Source organism: Rhizobium ecuadorense, assembly GCF_001187535.1.
Classification (GTDB): domain Bacteria; phylum Pseudomonadota; class Alphaproteobacteria; order Rhizobiales; family Rhizobiaceae; genus Rhizobium; species Rhizobium ecuadorense.
This window is the reverse complement of record NZ_LFIO01000207.1, coordinates 54061-69292: the sequence shown is the minus strand read 5'-3', so window position 1 is coordinate 69292 and position 15232 is coordinate 54061. Positions and strand designations below refer to the sequence as shown.

The 15232-nt window shown below is 63.0% G+C and carries 18 protein-coding genes and 1 other RNA gene; 9 read left to right on the top strand and 10 right to left on the bottom strand.

All coding sequences use genetic code 11. The features are described 5' to 3' along the window. The first annotated feature begins 25 nt into the window (after window positions 1–25). Complete coding sequence (locus tag AF337_RS05085; protein ID WP_184342660.1) at window positions 26–643, top strand: MOSC domain-containing protein; 618 nt, start codon at window positions 26–28, stop codon at window positions 641–643. Between the two features lie 77 nt (window positions 644–720). Here the strand turns inward: AF337_RS05085 and AF337_RS05080 are convergent, their stop codons facing one another. From AF337_RS05080 to ffs, 3 genes are all read right to left on the bottom strand, one after another. Continuing rightward, complete coding sequence (locus AF337_RS05080; RefSeq protein ID WP_049731263.1) at window positions 721–1044, bottom strand: YbaB/EbfC family nucleoid-associated protein; 324 nt, start codon at window positions 1042–1044, stop codon at window positions 721–723. A gap of 20 nt (window positions 1045–1064) precedes the next feature. Continuing rightward, window positions 1065–2945 (bottom strand): DNA polymerase III subunit gamma/tau, encoded by a 1881-nt coding sequence (locus AF337_RS05075; RefSeq protein ID WP_049731262.1) that lies wholly within the window; start codon window positions 2943–2945, stop codon window positions 1065–1067. Window positions 2946–2990: 45 nt separating this feature from the next. Further along, window positions 2991–3087, bottom strand: an RNA gene (ffs, locus tag AF337_RS39280) — signal recognition particle sRNA small type. An 89-nt stretch (window positions 3088–3176) separates the two neighbouring features. Here ffs and AF337_RS05070 point away from each other — a divergent pair. From AF337_RS05070 to AF337_RS05050, 5 genes are all read left to right on the top strand, one after another. Further along, complete coding sequence (locus AF337_RS05070; protein WP_049731261.1) at window positions 3177–3587, top strand: HIT domain-containing protein; 411 nt, start codon at window positions 3177–3179, stop codon at window positions 3585–3587. Further along, complete coding sequence (gene nudC / locus AF337_RS05065) at window positions 3584–4543, top strand: NAD(+) diphosphatase (RefSeq protein ID WP_049731260.1); 960 nt, start codon at window positions 3584–3586, stop codon at window positions 4541–4543. The genes AF337_RS05070 and nudC overlap by 4 nt, the downstream gene beginning before the upstream one ends. A gap of 4 nt (window positions 4544–4547) precedes the next feature. Further along, window positions 4548–5240: a helix-turn-helix transcriptional regulator gene (locus AF337_RS05060; RefSeq protein WP_049731259.1), complete on the top strand. Its 693-nt coding sequence runs from the start codon at window positions 4548–4550 to the stop codon at window positions 5238–5240. A gap of 146 nt (window positions 5241–5386) precedes the next feature. Then, window positions 5387–5647, top strand: a complete 261-nt coding sequence (locus AF337_RS05055) for a hypothetical protein (RefSeq protein WP_049731258.1) — start codon at window positions 5387–5389, stop codon at window positions 5645–5647. A 135-nt stretch (window positions 5648–5782) separates the two neighbouring features. Then, window positions 5783–6151 (top strand): VOC family protein, encoded by a 369-nt coding sequence (locus AF337_RS05050; RefSeq protein WP_049731257.1) that lies wholly within the window; start codon window positions 5783–5785, stop codon window positions 6149–6151. 20 nt (window positions 6152–6171) lie between these two features. Here the strand turns inward: AF337_RS05050 and AF337_RS05045 are convergent, their stop codons facing one another. Together AF337_RS05045 and AF337_RS05040 are read right to left on the bottom strand one after the other, a co-directional pair. Further along, a complete protein-coding gene (locus AF337_RS05045) occupies window positions 6172–7026 on the bottom strand; it encodes a prephenate dehydratase (RefSeq protein WP_049731256.1) in 855 nt (284 codons plus the stop codon). Between the two features lie 10 nt (window positions 7027–7036). Continuing rightward, a complete protein-coding gene (locus tag AF337_RS05040; RefSeq protein ID WP_049731255.1) occupies window positions 7037–7792 on the bottom strand; it encodes a 3-deoxy-manno-octulosonate cytidylyltransferase in 756 nt (251 codons plus the stop codon). A 153-nt stretch (window positions 7793–7945) separates the two neighbouring features. Here AF337_RS05040 and AF337_RS05035 point away from each other — a divergent pair, with 153 nt between their 5' ends. Further along, complete coding sequence (locus tag AF337_RS05035) at window positions 7946–8512, top strand: c-type cytochrome (RefSeq protein WP_049731254.1); 567 nt, start codon at window positions 7946–7948, stop codon at window positions 8510–8512. Window positions 8513–8584: 72 nt separating this feature from the next. Here the strand turns inward: AF337_RS05035 and AF337_RS05030 are convergent, their stop codons facing one another. Continuing rightward, the gene (locus tag AF337_RS05030; protein ID WP_049731346.1) at window positions 8585–9532 is read right to left on the bottom strand and encodes an AEC family transporter; all 948 of its coding nucleotides are present in this window, start codon (window positions 9530–9532) and stop codon (window positions 8585–8587) included. Between the two features lie 472 nt (window positions 9533–10004). Between AF337_RS05030 and AF337_RS05025 the strand changes: the two genes are divergently transcribed. After that, entirely contained in the window at window positions 10005–10997 is a 993-nt protein-coding gene (locus tag AF337_RS05025) for an adenosine kinase (protein ID WP_049731253.1), read from the top strand. Here AF337_RS05025 and AF337_RS05020 read toward each other — a convergent pair. Next, entirely contained in the window at window positions 10990–11529 is a 540-nt protein-coding gene (locus tag AF337_RS05020) for an SH3 domain-containing protein (protein WP_049731252.1), read from the bottom strand. The two genes, AF337_RS05025 and AF337_RS05020, sit on opposite strands and share 8 nt — an antisense overlap. Window positions 11530–11714: 185 nt before the next feature. Here AF337_RS05020 and AF337_RS05015 point away from each other — a divergent pair, with 185 nt between their 5' ends. Beyond that, the gene (locus tag AF337_RS05015) at window positions 11715–12716 is read left to right on the top strand and encodes a 2-hydroxyacid dehydrogenase (protein WP_049731251.1); all 1002 of its coding nucleotides are present in this window, start codon (window positions 11715–11717) and stop codon (window positions 12714–12716) included. 13 nt (window positions 12717–12729) lie between these two features. Here the strand turns inward: AF337_RS05015 and AF337_RS05010 are convergent, their stop codons facing one another. The 3 genes from AF337_RS05010 to recF are packed head-to-tail and all read right to left on the bottom strand — an operon-like array spanning window position 12730 to window position 15160. After that, on the bottom strand, window positions 12730–13218 hold the full coding sequence (locus AF337_RS05010; protein ID WP_049731250.1) for a GNAT family N-acetyltransferase: 489 nt from the start codon (window positions 13216–13218) through the stop codon (window positions 12730–12732). Next, the gene (locus tag AF337_RS05005; protein ID WP_049731249.1) at window positions 13215–14039 is read right to left on the bottom strand and encodes a molybdopterin-synthase adenylyltransferase MoeB; all 825 of its coding nucleotides are present in this window, start codon (window positions 14037–14039) and stop codon (window positions 13215–13217) included. The genes AF337_RS05010 and AF337_RS05005 overlap by 4 nt, the downstream gene beginning before the upstream one ends. Beyond that, the gene (gene recF / locus AF337_RS05000; RefSeq protein ID WP_049731248.1) at window positions 14036–15160 is read right to left on the bottom strand and encodes a DNA replication/repair protein RecF; all 1125 of its coding nucleotides are present in this window, start codon (window positions 15158–15160) and stop codon (window positions 14036–14038) included. The genes AF337_RS05005 and recF overlap by 4 nt, the downstream gene beginning before the upstream one ends. Window positions 15161–15232 lie beyond the last annotated feature (72 nt).

Genomic DNA, 15232 nt, shown 5'->3' with positions numbered 1-15232 from the left:
GAATCGCGGAAGGATCGGCCGTCCCATGAAAATCCTGGCGCTGTGCACCGGCAATCCGGAAAGGCTGCCGGGCAAGAGCTACAAGACCGGCATCTTCAAACATGCCGTCAACGGCGCGGTGATGATCGATGCCGAAGGGCTGGTCGGCGATGCCATCTGCAACCGCAAACACCATGGCGGCGTCGACCAGGCCGTCTATATCGAGGGATCGCTGACGCTCGACTGGTGGGCGCAGCAACTCGGCCGCCCGTACGAGTCCGGCACCTTCGGCGAAAACATGGTGATCTCGGACCTCGACAATCGCGACGTTTCCGTCGGCGACCGGTTCCTATCAGGTGATCTCGTCCTCGAGGTCAGCGCCTGCCGCATTCCCTGCGCCACCTTCGCCGCCAGGATGGCCGACCCGAAATTCGTCAAGCGCTATACCGCCGCCGCCCGTCCCGGCATTTACTGCCGCGTGATCAGGGGTGGCGTGGCTAAGGCCGGAATGCCGGTGGAACACCGACCCTTTGCCGGAGAGAAGGTCAAGATGCCGGAACTGATGGAGACTTTCGGTCGGCGGCTTTCGGAGCCAGACCGAGTGCGTTATCTCGCCGCTCCCATTCATTACAAGCTGCGATCGATGCTGGAAGCGCAGTTCTAGGAGCGCTTTTTTACCCTTGGATCGCGAGCGCGATCATCGCAGCCGAGCAGCGGTGAAATGAAGAGAGCGCCCAGTTCTCAGAACGGCAGTTTGAACCCGGGTGGGATCGGCAGACCGGCGGTCAGTGCCTTGGTCTTTTCGGCAGCGAGCGCCTCGGCCTTGTCCTTGGCGTCCTTGTGGGCGGCGACGATCAGGTCCTCGAGGATCTCGACATCGTCTTCCTTGAATAGCGACGGGTCGATCTTCAGGCTCTTCAGTTCGCCCTTGCCGGAGATGACGACGGTGACGAGGCCGCCGCCCGCTTTGCCCTCGGCGGCAAGCTCGGCGATCTCCGCCTGCATCTGCTCCATCTTGGCCTGCATTTCCTTGACTTTGCCCATCATGCCCATGATGTCGCGCATCGTCTCGCTCCTTCTTGAAATCAGAATTCTATGTCGTCGCCGGGCAGGATATCACCGTCTTCCGATTCGGCGGCGGCAGGCGGTGTTGCCTCTTCCGCTTCCTCCTCCGGCGTCGGCGCCCTGACGCGCACGTCGATGATCTTGGCGCCCGGAAACTGCGCCAGGATCGCCGCGACATCGGGGTCCTGGCGGGCATCGCTGACGCGCTGTTGCTGCGCTTTGGCTTCCGCCTCCACCAACGTCGGGCCGCCTTCTTCGCGGCTGGTGCTGACGATCCAGTGGATGCCCGTCCATTCCTTCAGTTTGACGGCAAGCTCGTTCAGCAGCGTGCCCGGTGCGCCCTCGGTGAGGTTCACATCCAGCCGGCCGGGTTCGATGCGGACAGGCCGCACGAAGTTGCGCACCAGTGCCTTCAGCTTGACGTCCCGCTTCTCGGCGGCGAGATCGACGATATCACTGACCGAATTGACCGGGACGAGCGGCTTCGGTGCCTCGGCCGGTTTCGTCTCGATCCGCCCGACAGGCGTCGTCTCCGGCTGGCTGCTCGGCACGGCGCGCAGCATCGCCACCGGCGCCGACGCCTGCGGTTTGCCGGGTGCGATTTCCGGCGCGCGTGCCGCGACACTGCTTTGATAGGGAACGCGCGTACCGCTGCCGCCGCCATTGCCGGAAGGCGGGGAGGAGGGCCGCGAGCCGGCATTGTCGCCGGAAAATTCGGCAAGCCGCCGCGCCGCATCCTCGGGCGCCGGCAGATGCGCCGCATGCGCGAGCCGGATCAGCACCATTTCGGCCGCACCCGCCGTCCGCGACGAGCCTTCCGTTTCCGGAATGCCTTTCAGCAGCATCTGCCAGATGCGCGACAGCGTCGTGACCGCGACGCCCTTGGCGAATTCCGCCGCCTTGGTGCGCTCGACTTCGCTGAGCGAGGGGTCGTTCGCCGCATCCGGCACGTATTTCAGCCGCGTTACCAGATGGGTGAAATCGGCAAGATCGGTCAGCACCACCACCGGATTGGCGCCGGCCTCGTACTGGCTCTGGAATTCACCGAGGGCTGCGGCGACGTCACCCTTGACGACATGCTGGAAGAGATCAACGATCCGGGCGCGGTCGGCAAGGCCGAGCATCCCGCGCACGGCTTCGGCCTGGACGGCGCCCGCGCCATGGGCGATCGCCTGGTCGAGCAGCGACAGGCCGTCGCGCGCCGAGCCTTCGGCGGCACGTGCGATCATCGCCAGCGCATCCGGTTCCGCCTCGATGCCTTCCTTGGCGGCGATCGTCGAAAACAGCCCGACGAGATCCGACGTGCTGATGCGGCGCAGGTCGAAGCGCTGGCAGCGCGACAGCACGGTGATCGGCACCTTACGGATTTCGGTGGTGGCGAAGATGAACTTCACATGCTCCGGCGGTTCTTCCAGCGTCTTCAACAGGCCGTTGAAGGCCTGCGTCGACAGCATGTGCACTTCGTCGATGATATAGACCTTGTAGCGCGCCGAAACCGGCCGGTAGCGCACCTGCTCGATGATCTCTCTTATATCGTCGATGCCGGTATGGGAGGCGGCGTCCATCTCGATCACGTCGACATGGCGGCCTTCCATGATCGCCTGGCAATGTTCGCCGGGGGTGCGAAGGTCGATCGTCGGCTTGTCGATATCGGATGTCTTGTAATTCAGCGCCCGCGCCAGGATGCGCGCCGTCGTCGTCTTGCCGACGCCGCGCACGCCGGTCAGCATATAGGCCTGGGCGATGCGGCCGGTTTCGAAGGCGTTGGTCAGGGTGCGGACCATCGGCTCCTGGCCGACCATCAGGTCCGTAAAATCCTTGGGGCGGTATTTGCGAGCCAGCACCCGGTATCCGGTGCCCGTCGAGGCGGCATCTTTTGATTGTCGCTCGGTGTCGCTCATCGCCCTGCTTGTCGCCCGGATCGTCGGGCACTTCGTGGAGAGAAGGTGGGAGGCTGGCACGATGACCCGTGCCGGGCTCGTTAGGGCTGCTTCCTTCCGGACCTGACCCGGTTGGCGAGTGGCTCGTCCACCACCAACCTCCCGGATGCACATATCGGCAATATCGTCATCAAAAGCAAGCCAACATGCGAAAAAACTGCTAGTCGTTGGAAAACATGGGAGGAATGCCCTTTGGACGGTTTCGTGCTCGACCCCCGGCTGGAAAACGACAGCACCAGCGTCATGGTCACCGGCCTCTGTGATCTCAGATTGTCGAGGGATGCCCGCTGGCCCTGGCTCATTCTGGTGCCGCGCCGGGCCGACATCACCGAGATCTTCGAGCTGACGCCGCTCGACCAGGTGCTGCTCGCCTTCGAGACGGACCTCGTCGCCAAAGCGCTCAAAGAGATTACTGGTGCTGCAAAAATCAATGTCGGGGCTCTTGGCAATATCGTCCGCCAGCTTCATGTTCATATCATTGCCCGCTTCGAAGGCGACGCCAATTGGCCGGGTCCCGTCTGGGGATTCGGGCGCGCGGAACCCTACGAGGACGGAAAGAGAGACGAATTCATAGCGAAGCTGCGGGAAGCCCTTTCATCATGAGTCATTCGCTTTTCGATTCGGATGTGCCGCATCCCGAACCCAGCAATCTCACGGCTTTTGCCGCCAATGACCTCAATCGCGATTCCGAGCATCGCGACGAACACTCCGTCGAAAAGGCGCTGGCGAGGGACGGCACGCATATCTTCGCCTTCGCCAGAGACAGGCTGGTGCTGAAGCATGACGGCCAGGTGCTCGATCCGCTCTTTGCCCGCTACGAGCTGCAGGAATTGCAGCCGGATTGGGACGAGACCGTGCTTCTCGGCTACCGCAAATCAGGCGAGCCGCGGCTTGCCGTTCCCGTCGGCATCGACGTCGACGATCTCGCCAGTCATTACAAGCCTGCCGACGGCCGCACTTTGTTTCGCGAAATGCTGATCGACGAGGTGCTGCTCGGTGAATTCGCCCAGGCCGCAAGCCTCATCCGCTGGAATGGCGACAACCGCTTCTGCGGCCGCTGCGGCTCGGCGATGGAGATCCACATCGGCGGCTACAAGCGGGTCTGCGCCGCCTGCGAGCACATGATCTTCCCCCGTACTGACCCCGTCGTCATCATGCTGACGATCGACGAAAGCCGCGACCTCTGCCTGCTCGGCCGCAGTCCGCATTTTGCGCCTGGCATGTATTCCTGTCTGGCCGGCTTCCTCGAACCCGGCGAGACCATCGAGAACGCCGTGCGCCGCGAAACGCTGGAGGAATCGGGCATCCGCACCGGCCGCATCCGCTACCACGCCTCGCAGCCCTGGCCGATGCCGCATTCGCTGATGATCGGCTGTTACGCCGAGGCCAAATCCACCGAAATCACCCGCGACGAGACGGAGCTGGAAGATTGCCGCTGGTTCACCCGCGAGGAAACCATCGAAATGCTGGAACGCCCGAGCGCGACAGGCAAGGCCTCGCCGCCGAAAGGGGCGATTGCCCACCGCCTGATGCGCGACTGGGTGGAGTGGAAGCGCTAGCACCATGCCGGTGGCGCGCTCGGAACGGCTGCTGACGCTGCTCCAGACGCTTCGGCGTTACCGGCGGCCGGTGACCGGCATCGTGCTTGCCGAGGAAACCGGCGTCAGCCTGCGCACGCTCTATCGCGACATTGCCAGCCTGCAGGCCCAGGGAGCGATGATCGAAGGCGAAGCCGGCATCGGTTATGTGCTGAAGCCGGGCTTCATGCTGCCGCCGATGATGTTTTCCGAAGAGGAGCTGGAGGCGCTGGTCCTCGGTTCGCGGTGGGTCGCGCGCGCCGCCGAGCCGCGCCTGGCCGGCGCCGGCGCCGATGCGCTGGCCAAGATTGCCGCCGTGCTGCCGGCCGATATGCGGGAAATGATCGATTCGGCCGCCCTTTTCGTCGGCCCGAAACGCCGGGACGAGGACAAGGCCGACGTTTCGGCCATCCGCCGGGCGATCCGCCTGGAGCGTATTCTCGAACTGCATTATGGCGACGAGCAGGGCCGGATCTCGCGCCGCCGGGTCTGGCCTTTCGCACTCGGCTATTTCGAGCATGTCCGCGTCCTCATGGCCTGGTGCGAGTTGCGCCAGGACTTCCGCCATTTCCGCACCGACCGCATCATCGACATGACGCTGCATGAGGTGCGTTATCCGCGCCGCCGCACGGTTCTTCTGAAGGAATGGCGCGAGCAGGACGTGCCGCTCGAGAACTGAAACGCTGCTGCCATAAACTGTCAGCAGTCGGGGTTATGATCAGGACCAATCCACTACAGCGCCGCGCGTCTTTGGACGCGCAAAGGTCGCTGTAGCATCCAAGGTTCCGCGCATCGTGTCGATGCGCTAGGGAAGGAGTACTGATCATGGCAACGCCTCCCGCCATCCATTTCGCCAACGACCGTTTTACCACTGAGACCTTTGCCGATGTGATTTCAGCCGAAACTTTTGCCGACGCCCGCCAATCGGCGCGCTCCGGCTTGCTGCGACTGGTCATGGGCTTTCTTCGGAATCCCAGGGGAGGCCGTCCGAAACTCGATCTTGAATCGACACCGGATTCCTTGAAGCGTGACCTCGGCTTCATGGACGGGCGCGGCCCGCGCCGCGAGGATCGTTTTCCGCTCTAAGTTACTTCATTACCATTGATCTTCGGCCCGACGGAAACGAGGCGCCGCAGTCGCCGAGCCTCCCACGTCCTGCTGCCATTCAGTGGCAGCAGCGGGGCCTCGCCCTCACCATTTCACATAAACGGGAGAACCAAAATGACCAGCCCCAATCTGATTATCCTCTACGTCAAGGACCCGGGCGAAAGCGCCGGCTTCTATCGCAACCTCCTGAACCGCGAACCAGCCGTCGAGGCGCCGAATTTCGTTGCCTTTCCGCTCGACGGCGGCTTCACCCTCGGCCTCTGGCGGCGCAGCAAGGTCGAGCCGCAGCCCTCCGCCATCGGCAACCGCGGCGAAGTGGCCTTCATGGTGACGGGGGAAAATGCCGTCGCCCGGCATTATGACGATTGGCGCGGCCGCGGCCTGCCGATCGCCCAGGAGCTGACCGAACTGGATTTCGGCCCGACCTTCGTCGTACTCGATCCGGATGGGCATCGGCTGCGCGTCTGTGAGCCGGATAGATAATATGACTGATGCGGGGCTTGTTAAAGCAGGCCGCGCATCGGATGTCCCTTGTAGACACCGAGGATGCGCACCTTCTCGGAGAAGAACCGCAGCTCTTCCAATGCCCGGCGCACGTTCGGATCGTTCGGATGGCCTTCGATATCGGCGTAGAACTGTGTCGCCACGAATCGTCCGCCGAGCTGATAGCTTTCCAGCTTCGTCATGTTGATATTGTTGGTGGCGAACCCGCCGAGCGCCTTGTAGAGCGCGGCCGGAATGTTGCGGACGTTGAAGACGAAGGTGGTGACGACCTTTTCCTCAGCCGAATTCCGTTGCGCCCATTCCTCGTCCCGCGACAGCACGACGAAGCGGGTGACGTTGTTTTCGGTATCCTCGACATTTTCGGCGATGATCTCCAGCCCGTAGAGATCGGCGGCAAGACGCGGCGCGAGCGCCGCCATCGAACGATCGCCGGTTTCCTTCACGAGCTTTGCCGCGCCGGCTGTATCGCCGGCGATGACGGGCTTCCAGCCGTTGGCGCGGACAATCTTGCGGCACTGGCCGAGCGCGTGGATATGGCTGTGCACCGTGCGGATCTCGTCCTTGGTGACCCCAGGCAGCACCATCAGCTGGAAGCGGATCGGCATGAAATACTCGCCGATGATGTGCAGGCGCGATTCGGGCAGCAAATGGTGGATGTCGGCGACGCGCCCGGCGATCGTATTCTCGATCGGGATCATGCCGATATCGGCGTCGCCATTGTCGACCGCCGTGAACGCGTCCTCGAAAGTCTGGCAGGGCAGCGGCTCCATGGTCGGAAACATGTCCCGGCTGGCCATGTCGGAATTGGCGCCGAATTCGCCCTGGAAGGCGATCCTGTTGGTCTTGATGTTCATGATGGTCCCGTCAGTTCGACTTTGCGGAGAGAATGCGCCGCGCTATTTCGAGGTCGGCGGGAGTATCGACACCGAGCGGAACCGTGTCAACGATCTCGGCGTCGATGCGCATTCCGGCCTCCAGCGCCCGCAACTGCTCCAGCGATTCGCGCCTTTCGAGTGTCGAAGGCCCGAGCGATACGAACCGCTCGAGTGCTGCGCGCCGATAGGCGTAAAGGCCGATATGGTGATAGAGCGGACCCTTGCCGTAAGGTGCGGTCGCCCGCGTGAAATAGAGCCCGCGCAGGCGCGTGTCGGAAACCGGCGAACCGACGACCTTGACGATGTGCGGCGCGGTTTTATCCGCTTCATTGTCGATTTCGGTCGTCAGCGTGCCGATATCGACCGCTTCGTTCTCGAGAGGGCGCAAAGCCGCGCGAACGGTTTCCGGATCGATCGTCGGCAGATCGCCCTGGACGTTGACGATGAATTTCGCCTTGCCGGCTGGATCGACTTTCTGCAGCGCCTCGAAGATCCGATCGGAACCCGATTGATGATCGCTGCTGGTCATGACGACTTCGAAGCCGGCGGCAGAAACCGCATCGAACACCCGGGTGTCGTCGACGGCGACGACGACGCGGCCGATGGCTGCTTCTTTGGCGCGCAGCGCCACCTGAACGATCATCGGCAGCCCGCAAATATCGGCGAGCGGCTTGCCCGGAAGCCGGGTGGAGGCCATGCGCGCCGGGATCAATACGAGCACGCCGTCTAAATTTGAATCACTCATTGGTCGGGCCTTCTATTCCGGGCTGAAAAGTGTCAAAAAGTCTCACGCACAAGACCATTTAGACAGTTGCAACGATCAGCCAAAAGACATAGGTTCCGCGCGATTTCAAGATGGTCCGGTTATGGTCTGCCGGCTGCAAGGGGAGCATTGCAGATGAATTCATACGTCAATACGGCCGTGGGGGCGCTGCTCGGAACGATTTTCGTTCTGATGTCGGTCTCCATCGCGTCCGAAGGGATCTTCCATTCCGAAGCGCCGGAAAAGGAAGGTTTCGCGATCGTTGCCGAAGAGGCGCCCGCCGCCGGTGGCGAAGCTGCGCCTGCCGCTGCTGCCGTTCCGATCGCGCAATTGCTCGCTTCTGCCGATGCCAAGGCCGGTGAAACGGTCTTCAAGAAGTGTCAGGCCTGTCATGACGGCACCAAAGGGGGACCGAACAAGGTCGGTCCCAACCTCTTTGGTGTCGTAGATCGCCCGATCGCCTCGCATGAGGGCTTTGCCTATTCCGCTGCCATGAAGGATTTCTCCAAGGGCAGCAGCGAAAAGTGGACTTTCGAATTCCTCAACAAGTTCCTGCTGGCGCCGAAGAAGGACGTTCCCGGCACCGCCATGGGCTTTGCCGGTCTGGCGAAGGATCAGGACCGCGCCAACGTCATTCTCTACCTGCACACGCTGGCCGATTCGCCGGTGCCGCTGCCGGACCCGAAGACCGCGACGCAGTGACGCGGACGGTATAATCGCATTTCATACAGAGCCCGGCCCGCGAAGCCGGGCTTTTGCTGTGCGGAGTGTTTTTCAGGCACCCAGGAAATAGGCCCAGAGCGAGACCGTGATGGCGCCGAGCGCCGTCGTGACGGTGATCGTCGAGGCGGCAATGCTATGGCCGACGCCGAATCGATTGGCGATCAGCCAGGCGTTGACGCCTGTGGGCACCGAGGAGGTCAGCACGATTGCCGCCGTCCATTCGGGGCTGAGGCCGAGGAGATGGCTCGCCGCCCAGACGCAGCCGGGCAGCAGCAGCAGCTTCAGGCTCGATGTGACGCTGGCAATGCCGAGATTGCCTGAGATGCCGTATTTCTCCAGTGCCATGCCGAGCGAGATCAGCGCCGCGGGACCGGCAATGCCGGCGATCTGCTTGACGACAGTTTCCAGCGTTACCGGCATGGTGAGACCGGAAAGATGCATGGCCATGCCGCCCGCAAGCCCGATCACCAGCGGATTGCGCACGAGATTGACGGCGATCTGGCGAAGCACCAGCACCATGCTGCGATCGCTTTTCCCGGCGATCTTGCGCTCGGCATGCTCCATCAGCACCGTGCCGGCGACCATCATCACCGGCAGATGCACGGCAAGCAGGATCGACAGCGCCACCAACCCTTCATCGCCGACGGTGCGCTCGACGAGCGGCAGGCCGATGAAGATATTATTGGCGAAAGCCGAGGAAACGCCGGCCAGCACGCCGATCCGTTCGTCACGACCGAAGAGGCGTGTGGCGGCGATATGTGCGGTCGCCCAGGTGATGGCAACGCCTGAGAAATAGACGATCCACAGCCGGAAAGGCGAGGCGCCATGGAAATCCGCCTCGGCGATCGTGCGGAAGAGTAAGAGCGGCACGGCGATCTTGAAGACGAATTCGCTGAGCGCTTCGCCGACATTCGATGCCATCAAGCCGCTGCGGACGATCAGCCAGCCAATGAGGATCAGGATGAAGATGGGAAGAACGTCGAGAATGATGGCTGACATGAGGGAGGCTGCTTTGTGGGGAGGATAGACCGCTACGGCGCCGCGCCTCTCGTGAGACGCGTAAGGACGCAGCAGCACTTTGAATTCCTTATGCAGTAGCAGCAAACGGCTTGGATTGAAAAGGCAATCGCCGCCGATCCGGCGGCATCCGAGAAACAAAAAAAGCGGGCACAGCCCGCTTTTCCGCTCCGGCCTTGCCGGATATCCGATCGCAAAACTGCCAGTTCATCCGTGGTCAGCATCGCGCCGGTAAGATCGAGGGGATCATCCCTCGTGCGTCCGACCGCAACTGAAAGCTGCTCATGCCGGTCTTCTTGCGACCATTTCTAGATTTGGAAAATGACAGGGGCATGACGAATGGGCGGCAGTTTTGCGAAGAAATAGCCGCGCCATCCACCATTTATCCTTCCAAACCGCGGAAATTTCGCTAAGACCAAACCCCGGCTATCACAAATCCGGGACTCCCCATTTCATGACAAGATTCGATGTTCTGACAGTCGGCAACGCAATCGTGGACATTATTGCCCGTTGCGACGACCAGTTCCTCATTGACAACCAGATCACCAAGGCGGCGATGAACCTCATCGATGCCGAACGGGCCGAACTCTTGTATTCGCGCATGGGGCCGGCGCTCGAAGCCTCCGGCGGCAGCGCCGGCAATACGGCGGCCGGCGTTGCGAACCTCGGCGGCAAGGCTGCCTATTTCGGCAATGTCGCTGCCGATCAGCTCGGCGACATCTTCACCCACGACATTCGCGCCCAGGGCGTTCACTACCAGACGAAGCCCAAGGGCACCTTTCCGCCAACGGCGCGTTCGATGATCTTCGTCACCGAGGACGGCGAGCGGTCGATGAACACCTATCTCGGCGCCTGCGTCGAACTCGGGCCCGAGGACGTCGAGGCCGATGTCGTGGCAGACGCCAAGGTCACCTATTTCGAAGGTTACCTCTGGGATCCGCCGCGCGCCAAGGAAGCGATCCTCGATTGTGCCCGCATCGCCCATGAAAACGGCCGAGAAGTGTCGATGACGCTGTCCGACAGTTTCTGCGTCGGCCGTTATCGCGGTGAATTCCTCGATCTGATGCGCTCCGGCAAGATCGATATCGTCTTCGCCAATCGCCAGGAAGCGCTGTCGCTCTACGAAACCGACGATTTCGAAGAGGCGCTGAACAGGATGGCCGCCGATTGCAAGATCGCCGCGGTGACGATGAGCGAGGATGGTGCCGTCATCCTGAAGGGCCGCGAGCGTTATTACGTCGATGCGATCAGGATCAGGGAGGTCGTGGATACGACGGGTGCCGGCGATCTCTTCGCCTCCGGCTTCCTCTACGGCTACACGCAGGGCCGCTCTCTCGAGGATTGCGGCAAGCTCGGCTGCCTCGCCGCCGGCATCGTCATCCAGCAGATCGGTCCGCGCCCGATGACCTCGCTGTCCGAAGCTGCCGGGCAGGCGGGGCTTATTTAAAGGCTTCGCCGGGATAGGCACCCCAGATTTCCGACTGCGCCACCCAACCGGAGGCGCCGTCGGTCTCGGCACGGCACCAGTCGCCGTTGCACTCGCCGATCGTCAGCATCACCCCGGGTTCCAGCTTGGCAACGATCGATGCGGAGGGTTGCGCCTCGCGGCGCAGATTGACGAAAACGCCCTTGGCCTTCGTCTTCATCCACGGGGCGGCGATCGCCGCGCGCTGGCCTGACAGCAGCGACTGGTTCACCCAGCCTTCGGTGCCGTCGGCATCACGGATGCGGCGCCAATTGTCGTATTCCTGGATGATCTCCACCGGCAGGCCGGATTTCAGGTACATCCACGAAACGGCATAATCCGTTCCCGGGCCGATGCGCAGGTTGACGCGCTTGGATTTCAGTGTGACGAAACGCGGCAATGGCAGCCCGCTCGGCCCCTTGGCGGCCTGCGCATGGGCGAATTCGACCGTTCCCATGGATGCAGCCAGAGCGATGGCAAGGGCAAGGCAGGACTTCAGGACTTTGCTGCGCATGGAAGTTTCCGTTTGCTCGAATTCGCGGGCAGGCCCGGCCTGCTCGCGGTCCGGGCTCTGACATTCCCACGGCTGCACCGCGAGTTTTGTTTGTCTTCGCGTGCGGGTCTGGTAGAAAATGCCCGGATGGGAAAATTATCACCCCTCTTGGTTAAAGACCTCTGAACAAGGCACCACAGCCAGCCATGACAGCGAAGAAAAAACCGAAGGTCTACATCACCCGCAAGCTGCCCGATGCCGTCGAAACCCGCATGCGCGAGCTCTTCGACGCCGAGCTGAATATCGACGACGCGCCGCGTTCCGTTCCCGAGCTCATCGCCGCGGTCAAGACCGCCGACGTGCTGGTGCCAACCGTCACCGACCGCATCGACGCGGCGCTGATCGATCAGGCCGGGCCGCAGATGAAGCTGATTGCGAGCTTCTCCAACGGCACCGACCATATCGACGTCGAGGCGGCGGCGCGCAAGGGCATCACCGTCACCAACACGCCGAACGTCCTGACCGAGGATACCGCCGATATGACCATGGCGCTCATTCTCGCGGTTCCGAGAAGGCTCGGCGAAGGCGCCCGCGTGCTGACGGACAAGCCGGGCGAATGGGCCGGCTGGTCCCCCACCTGGATGCTCGGCCGGCGCATTCACGGCAAGCGCATCGGCATCGTCGGCATGGGCCGCATCGGCACGGCGGTCGCCCGCCGCGCCAAGGCTTTCGGCCTGTCGATCCACTACCACAACCGCAAGCGCGTCAATCCGGCCGTCGAGGACGAACTGGAGGCGACCTATTGGGAAAGCCTCGACCAGATGCTCGCCCGCGTCGACATCGTCTCGGTCAATTGTCCGTCGACGCCGGCGACCTTCCACCTGATCTCGGCGCGCCGGTTGGCGCTGCTGCAGCCGACCGCCTATCTCGTCAACACCGCGCGCGGCGATGTGGTCGATGAAGCTGCGCTGATCAAATCTCTGAGGGAGGGCCGGATCGCCGGCGCCGGTCTCGACGTCTTCGAAAACGAGCCTGCCGTCAATCCGAGGCTCGTCAAGCTCGCCAATGAGGGCAAAGTCGTGCTGCTGCCGCATATGAGCTCGGCGACGATAGAAGGCCGCATCGATATGGGCGACAAGGTGATTATCAACATCCGCACCTTCATCGACGGCCACAGGCCGCCGAACCGGGTGCTGCCCGGCCGCTGAAGCCGAGCTGGAGTCAGGCGGCCTGGATGCGAGGCGCAAGGCTCTTGCGCATCTCGACGAACGTCGTTCTGGCAAAGCCGGGATGCGCTTTTTCGGCGGTTCTCAAAAATCCCCAGGCGGCAAAGACGGGGTGATTGTCGGTGAGCTCGATGCGCGTTTCCAGCCGCAAAGCGGGAAGGCCGAGCCTTTCGGCCGTCTGTTCGGCAATCGCCAATAGCTGCTTGCCGAGGCCCTTGCCCTGCAGCCCGGGCAAAACGGCGAGCTTGCCGACATAGAGGCAATCGGCCTCCGGCCGCAGGAACAGACAGCCGATCAGCTTTTCGCCGTCGACGGCGACATGGCCGATCTCGGCCCTGGCCTTTTCGGCCAGCGACGCCGCCGTCAGCGCGAGCGCCGAGGATGGCGGATCGATCCTGCCGTTCATCGAAGCGAAGGAGGCGAGGATGAGCGCGAGCAGTTCGTCCCAGCATGTGAAACTCTGATCAAGAGGAATAATCGTCATCCGGCCTGTCTTGGTGTCGTGCGGCGTCTTTTGTAGCGGACAGTGTCGAACCGGGCCTTGAGCGCGTCATAGAGCAGCAACCGTCCGATCAGCGGTTCACCGCTGCCGGTGACGAGCTTGATCGCCTCCATCGCCATCATCGTGCCGATGACGCCGGTCAGCGCGCCGATGATGCCGGCCTCGGCGCAGGCTGGAATCAGCCCCGCCGGCGGCGCTTCCGGAAACAGGTCGCGATAACAAGGGTTGGGCGTCCCGTCCTCGGCGTTCTCATAGGGCTTGAGAACCGTCAGCGAGCCATCGAAACGCCCGACGGCGCCGCTGACGAGCGGCATGCGTGCTTCCTCGGCCGCATCCGCGGCGGCATAACGCGTGTCGAAATTGTCGGAGCCGTCGATCAGCAGATCGAAGCCGGACAGTTGCCGGCAGGCCGTCTCCGCGGAAAAACGTTCCTCGAAGCGGATCAGCCGGACATGCGGATTGAGCCTGGCGATGGCGAAGGCGGCACTTTCCGTCTTCAATTCGCCGATTGTGCCGGAATCATGGATCACCTGGCGCTGCAGGTTCGACAGCGACACCCGGTCGTCGTCGACGATACCGAGCGTGCCGATCCCGGCCGCGGCCAGATATTGCAGGACTGGCGCGCCGAGACCGCCTGCGCCGATCACCAGCACGCGGGCGGCCTTCAGCCTTTGCTGGCCGGCGCCACCGATCTCGGGAAGCAGAATGTGTCGGTGATATCGGGCGATTTCATCAGGGCTGAGCGGTTCCATGGCGCCGATATTATCATGGCGCCAGGCGCTGGGAAAAGCCGCCTCGCTCATTCGAACACCCTTCCCTCGGCCACCGTGAAGAACTGCGCCCTGTCGCCGAGCGCCGAAAACATCGCGCGATCCGTTCCGGTCATGAAGGCCTGGCCGCCGAGCCCGTCGATGAGGTCGAACAGCGCGGCGCGGCGGCCCTCGTCGAGATGGGCGGCGATCTCGTCGAGCAGCAGAATCGGCGCATGGCCGGTGAGATTGCCGACGAGGCGCGCATGCGCAAGCACCATGCCGACAAGCAGCGCTTTCTGCTCGCCGGTGGAGCAACGTTCCGCCTCCATCGCCTTTTCCCGGTGATGCACGATGAGATCGGCCCGGTGCGGCCCCTCCAGCGTCCGCCCTGCGCCGGCATCGCGGTAGCGGCTCTCTGAAAGCATGGCCGCGTAGTCGTCTTCGAGGTCGACCGAGGGGCGCGAAAACTGGCCGTCCATAAAGCCCGAGAGCTGCAGCGATGCCGAAGGGAAGGGCGAGCTTTCGCGCGTCTCCTCGATCAGCCGGGTCAGCAGACCGAGCATTTCCTGCCGGGCAAGCGCCATGGCGATGCCGAGGCTCGCCATCTGTTCCTCGATGCCGGCAAGCCAGGAGGGGTCGAAGCGGCCTTCATCCAGCAATTTGTTGCGGCTGCGCATGGCGCGCTCGAAATCGCTGGCGCGGCGGCCATGGGCGGGATCGAGCGACAGCACCAGCCGGTCGAGAAAGCGGCGCCGGTCGGAGGAGGCGCCGGTAAAGAGGCCGTCCATCGCCGGTGTCAGCCAGAGAAGCCGCAGATGGTCGGTCAATTCGTCGGCGGTCTTGGCCGGGGTGCTGTTGATTCGCAGCCTGCGGACGGTGGTCTCCTCGCCCGTTTCGACACCGGTGCCGATTTCGACTTCGCCTTCCATGCCGTCAAGCGCGGCGAAGATCGAAAAACCGCCGGCCGCGCCGACGCGGGTAATGTCGCCATAGGCGGCCCGGCGTAGGCCGCGGCCCGGCGACAGCAGCGAGACCGCCTCCATCAGATTGGTCTTGCCGGCGCCGTTGTCTCCCGTCAGCACGGCGTGCCGGCCGTCAAGGGCAAGGGCCGCCGCCGCATAATTGCGGAAGTCTGTCAGCTTCAGACGGGAAAGAGAAACCTTGTGCGGCATCGAATGTCCGGAATCGTGAAGCGTGACAGCTAAGCCTAAGCGGCGTTGATGGCAAGGCTCGGCAAGTTTTGC

What these genes read in the sequence shown, in the direction of transcription:
- AF337_RS05085 (WP_184342660.1), top strand. Translation starts at nt 26, where the DNA reads ATGAAAATCCTGGCGCTGTGCACCGGCAATCCGGAAAGGCTGCCGGGC.
- AF337_RS05080 (WP_049731263.1), bottom strand. Translation starts at nt 1,044, where the DNA reads ATGCGCGACATCATGGGCATGATGGGCAAAGTCAAGGAAATGCAGGCC.
- AF337_RS05075 (WP_049731262.1), bottom strand. Translation starts at nt 2,945, where the DNA reads ATGAGCGACACCGAGCGACAATCAAAAGATGCCGCCTCGACGGGCACC.
- nudC (WP_049731260.1), top strand. Translation starts at nt 3,584, where the DNA reads ATGAGTCATTCGCTTTTCGATTCGGATGTGCCGCATCCCGAACCCAGC.
- AF337_RS05060 (WP_049731259.1), top strand. Translation starts at nt 4,548, where the DNA reads ATGCCGGTGGCGCGCTCGGAACGGCTGCTGACGCTGCTCCAGACGCTT.
- AF337_RS05055 (WP_049731258.1), top strand. Translation starts at nt 5,387, where the DNA reads ATGGCAACGCCTCCCGCCATCCATTTCGCCAACGACCGTTTTACCACT.
- AF337_RS05050 (WP_049731257.1), top strand. Translation starts at nt 5,783, where the DNA reads ATGACCAGCCCCAATCTGATTATCCTCTACGTCAAGGACCCGGGCGAA.
- AF337_RS05045 (WP_049731256.1), bottom strand. Translation starts at nt 7,026, where the DNA reads ATGAACATCAAGACCAACAGGATCGCCTTCCAGGGCGAATTCGGCGCC.
- AF337_RS05040 (WP_049731255.1), bottom strand. Translation starts at nt 7,792, where the DNA reads ATGAGTGATTCAAATTTAGACGGCGTGCTCGTATTGATCCCGGCGCGC.
- AF337_RS05035 (WP_049731254.1), top strand. Translation starts at nt 7,946, where the DNA reads ATGAATTCATACGTCAATACGGCCGTGGGGGCGCTGCTCGGAACGATT.
- AF337_RS05030 (WP_049731346.1), bottom strand. Translation starts at nt 9,532, where the DNA reads ATGTCAGCCATCATTCTCGACGTTCTTCCCATCTTCATCCTGATCCTC.
- AF337_RS05025 (WP_049731253.1), top strand. Translation starts at nt 10,005, where the DNA reads ATGACAAGATTCGATGTTCTGACAGTCGGCAACGCAATCGTGGACATT.
- AF337_RS05020 (WP_049731252.1), bottom strand. Translation starts at nt 11,529, where the DNA reads ATGCGCAGCAAAGTCCTGAAGTCCTGCCTTGCCCTTGCCATCGCTCTG.
- AF337_RS05015 (WP_049731251.1), top strand. Translation starts at nt 11,715, where the DNA reads ATGACAGCGAAGAAAAAACCGAAGGTCTACATCACCCGCAAGCTGCCC.
- AF337_RS05010 (WP_049731250.1), bottom strand. Translation starts at nt 13,218, where the DNA reads ATGACGATTATTCCTCTTGATCAGAGTTTCACATGCTGGGACGAACTG.
- AF337_RS05005 (WP_049731249.1), bottom strand. Translation starts at nt 14,039, where the DNA reads ATGAGCGAGGCGGCTTTTCCCAGCGCCTGGCGCCATGATAATATCGGC.
- recF (WP_049731248.1), bottom strand. Translation starts at nt 15,160, where the DNA reads ATGCCGCACAAGGTTTCTCTTTCCCGTCTGAAGCTGACAGACTTCCGC.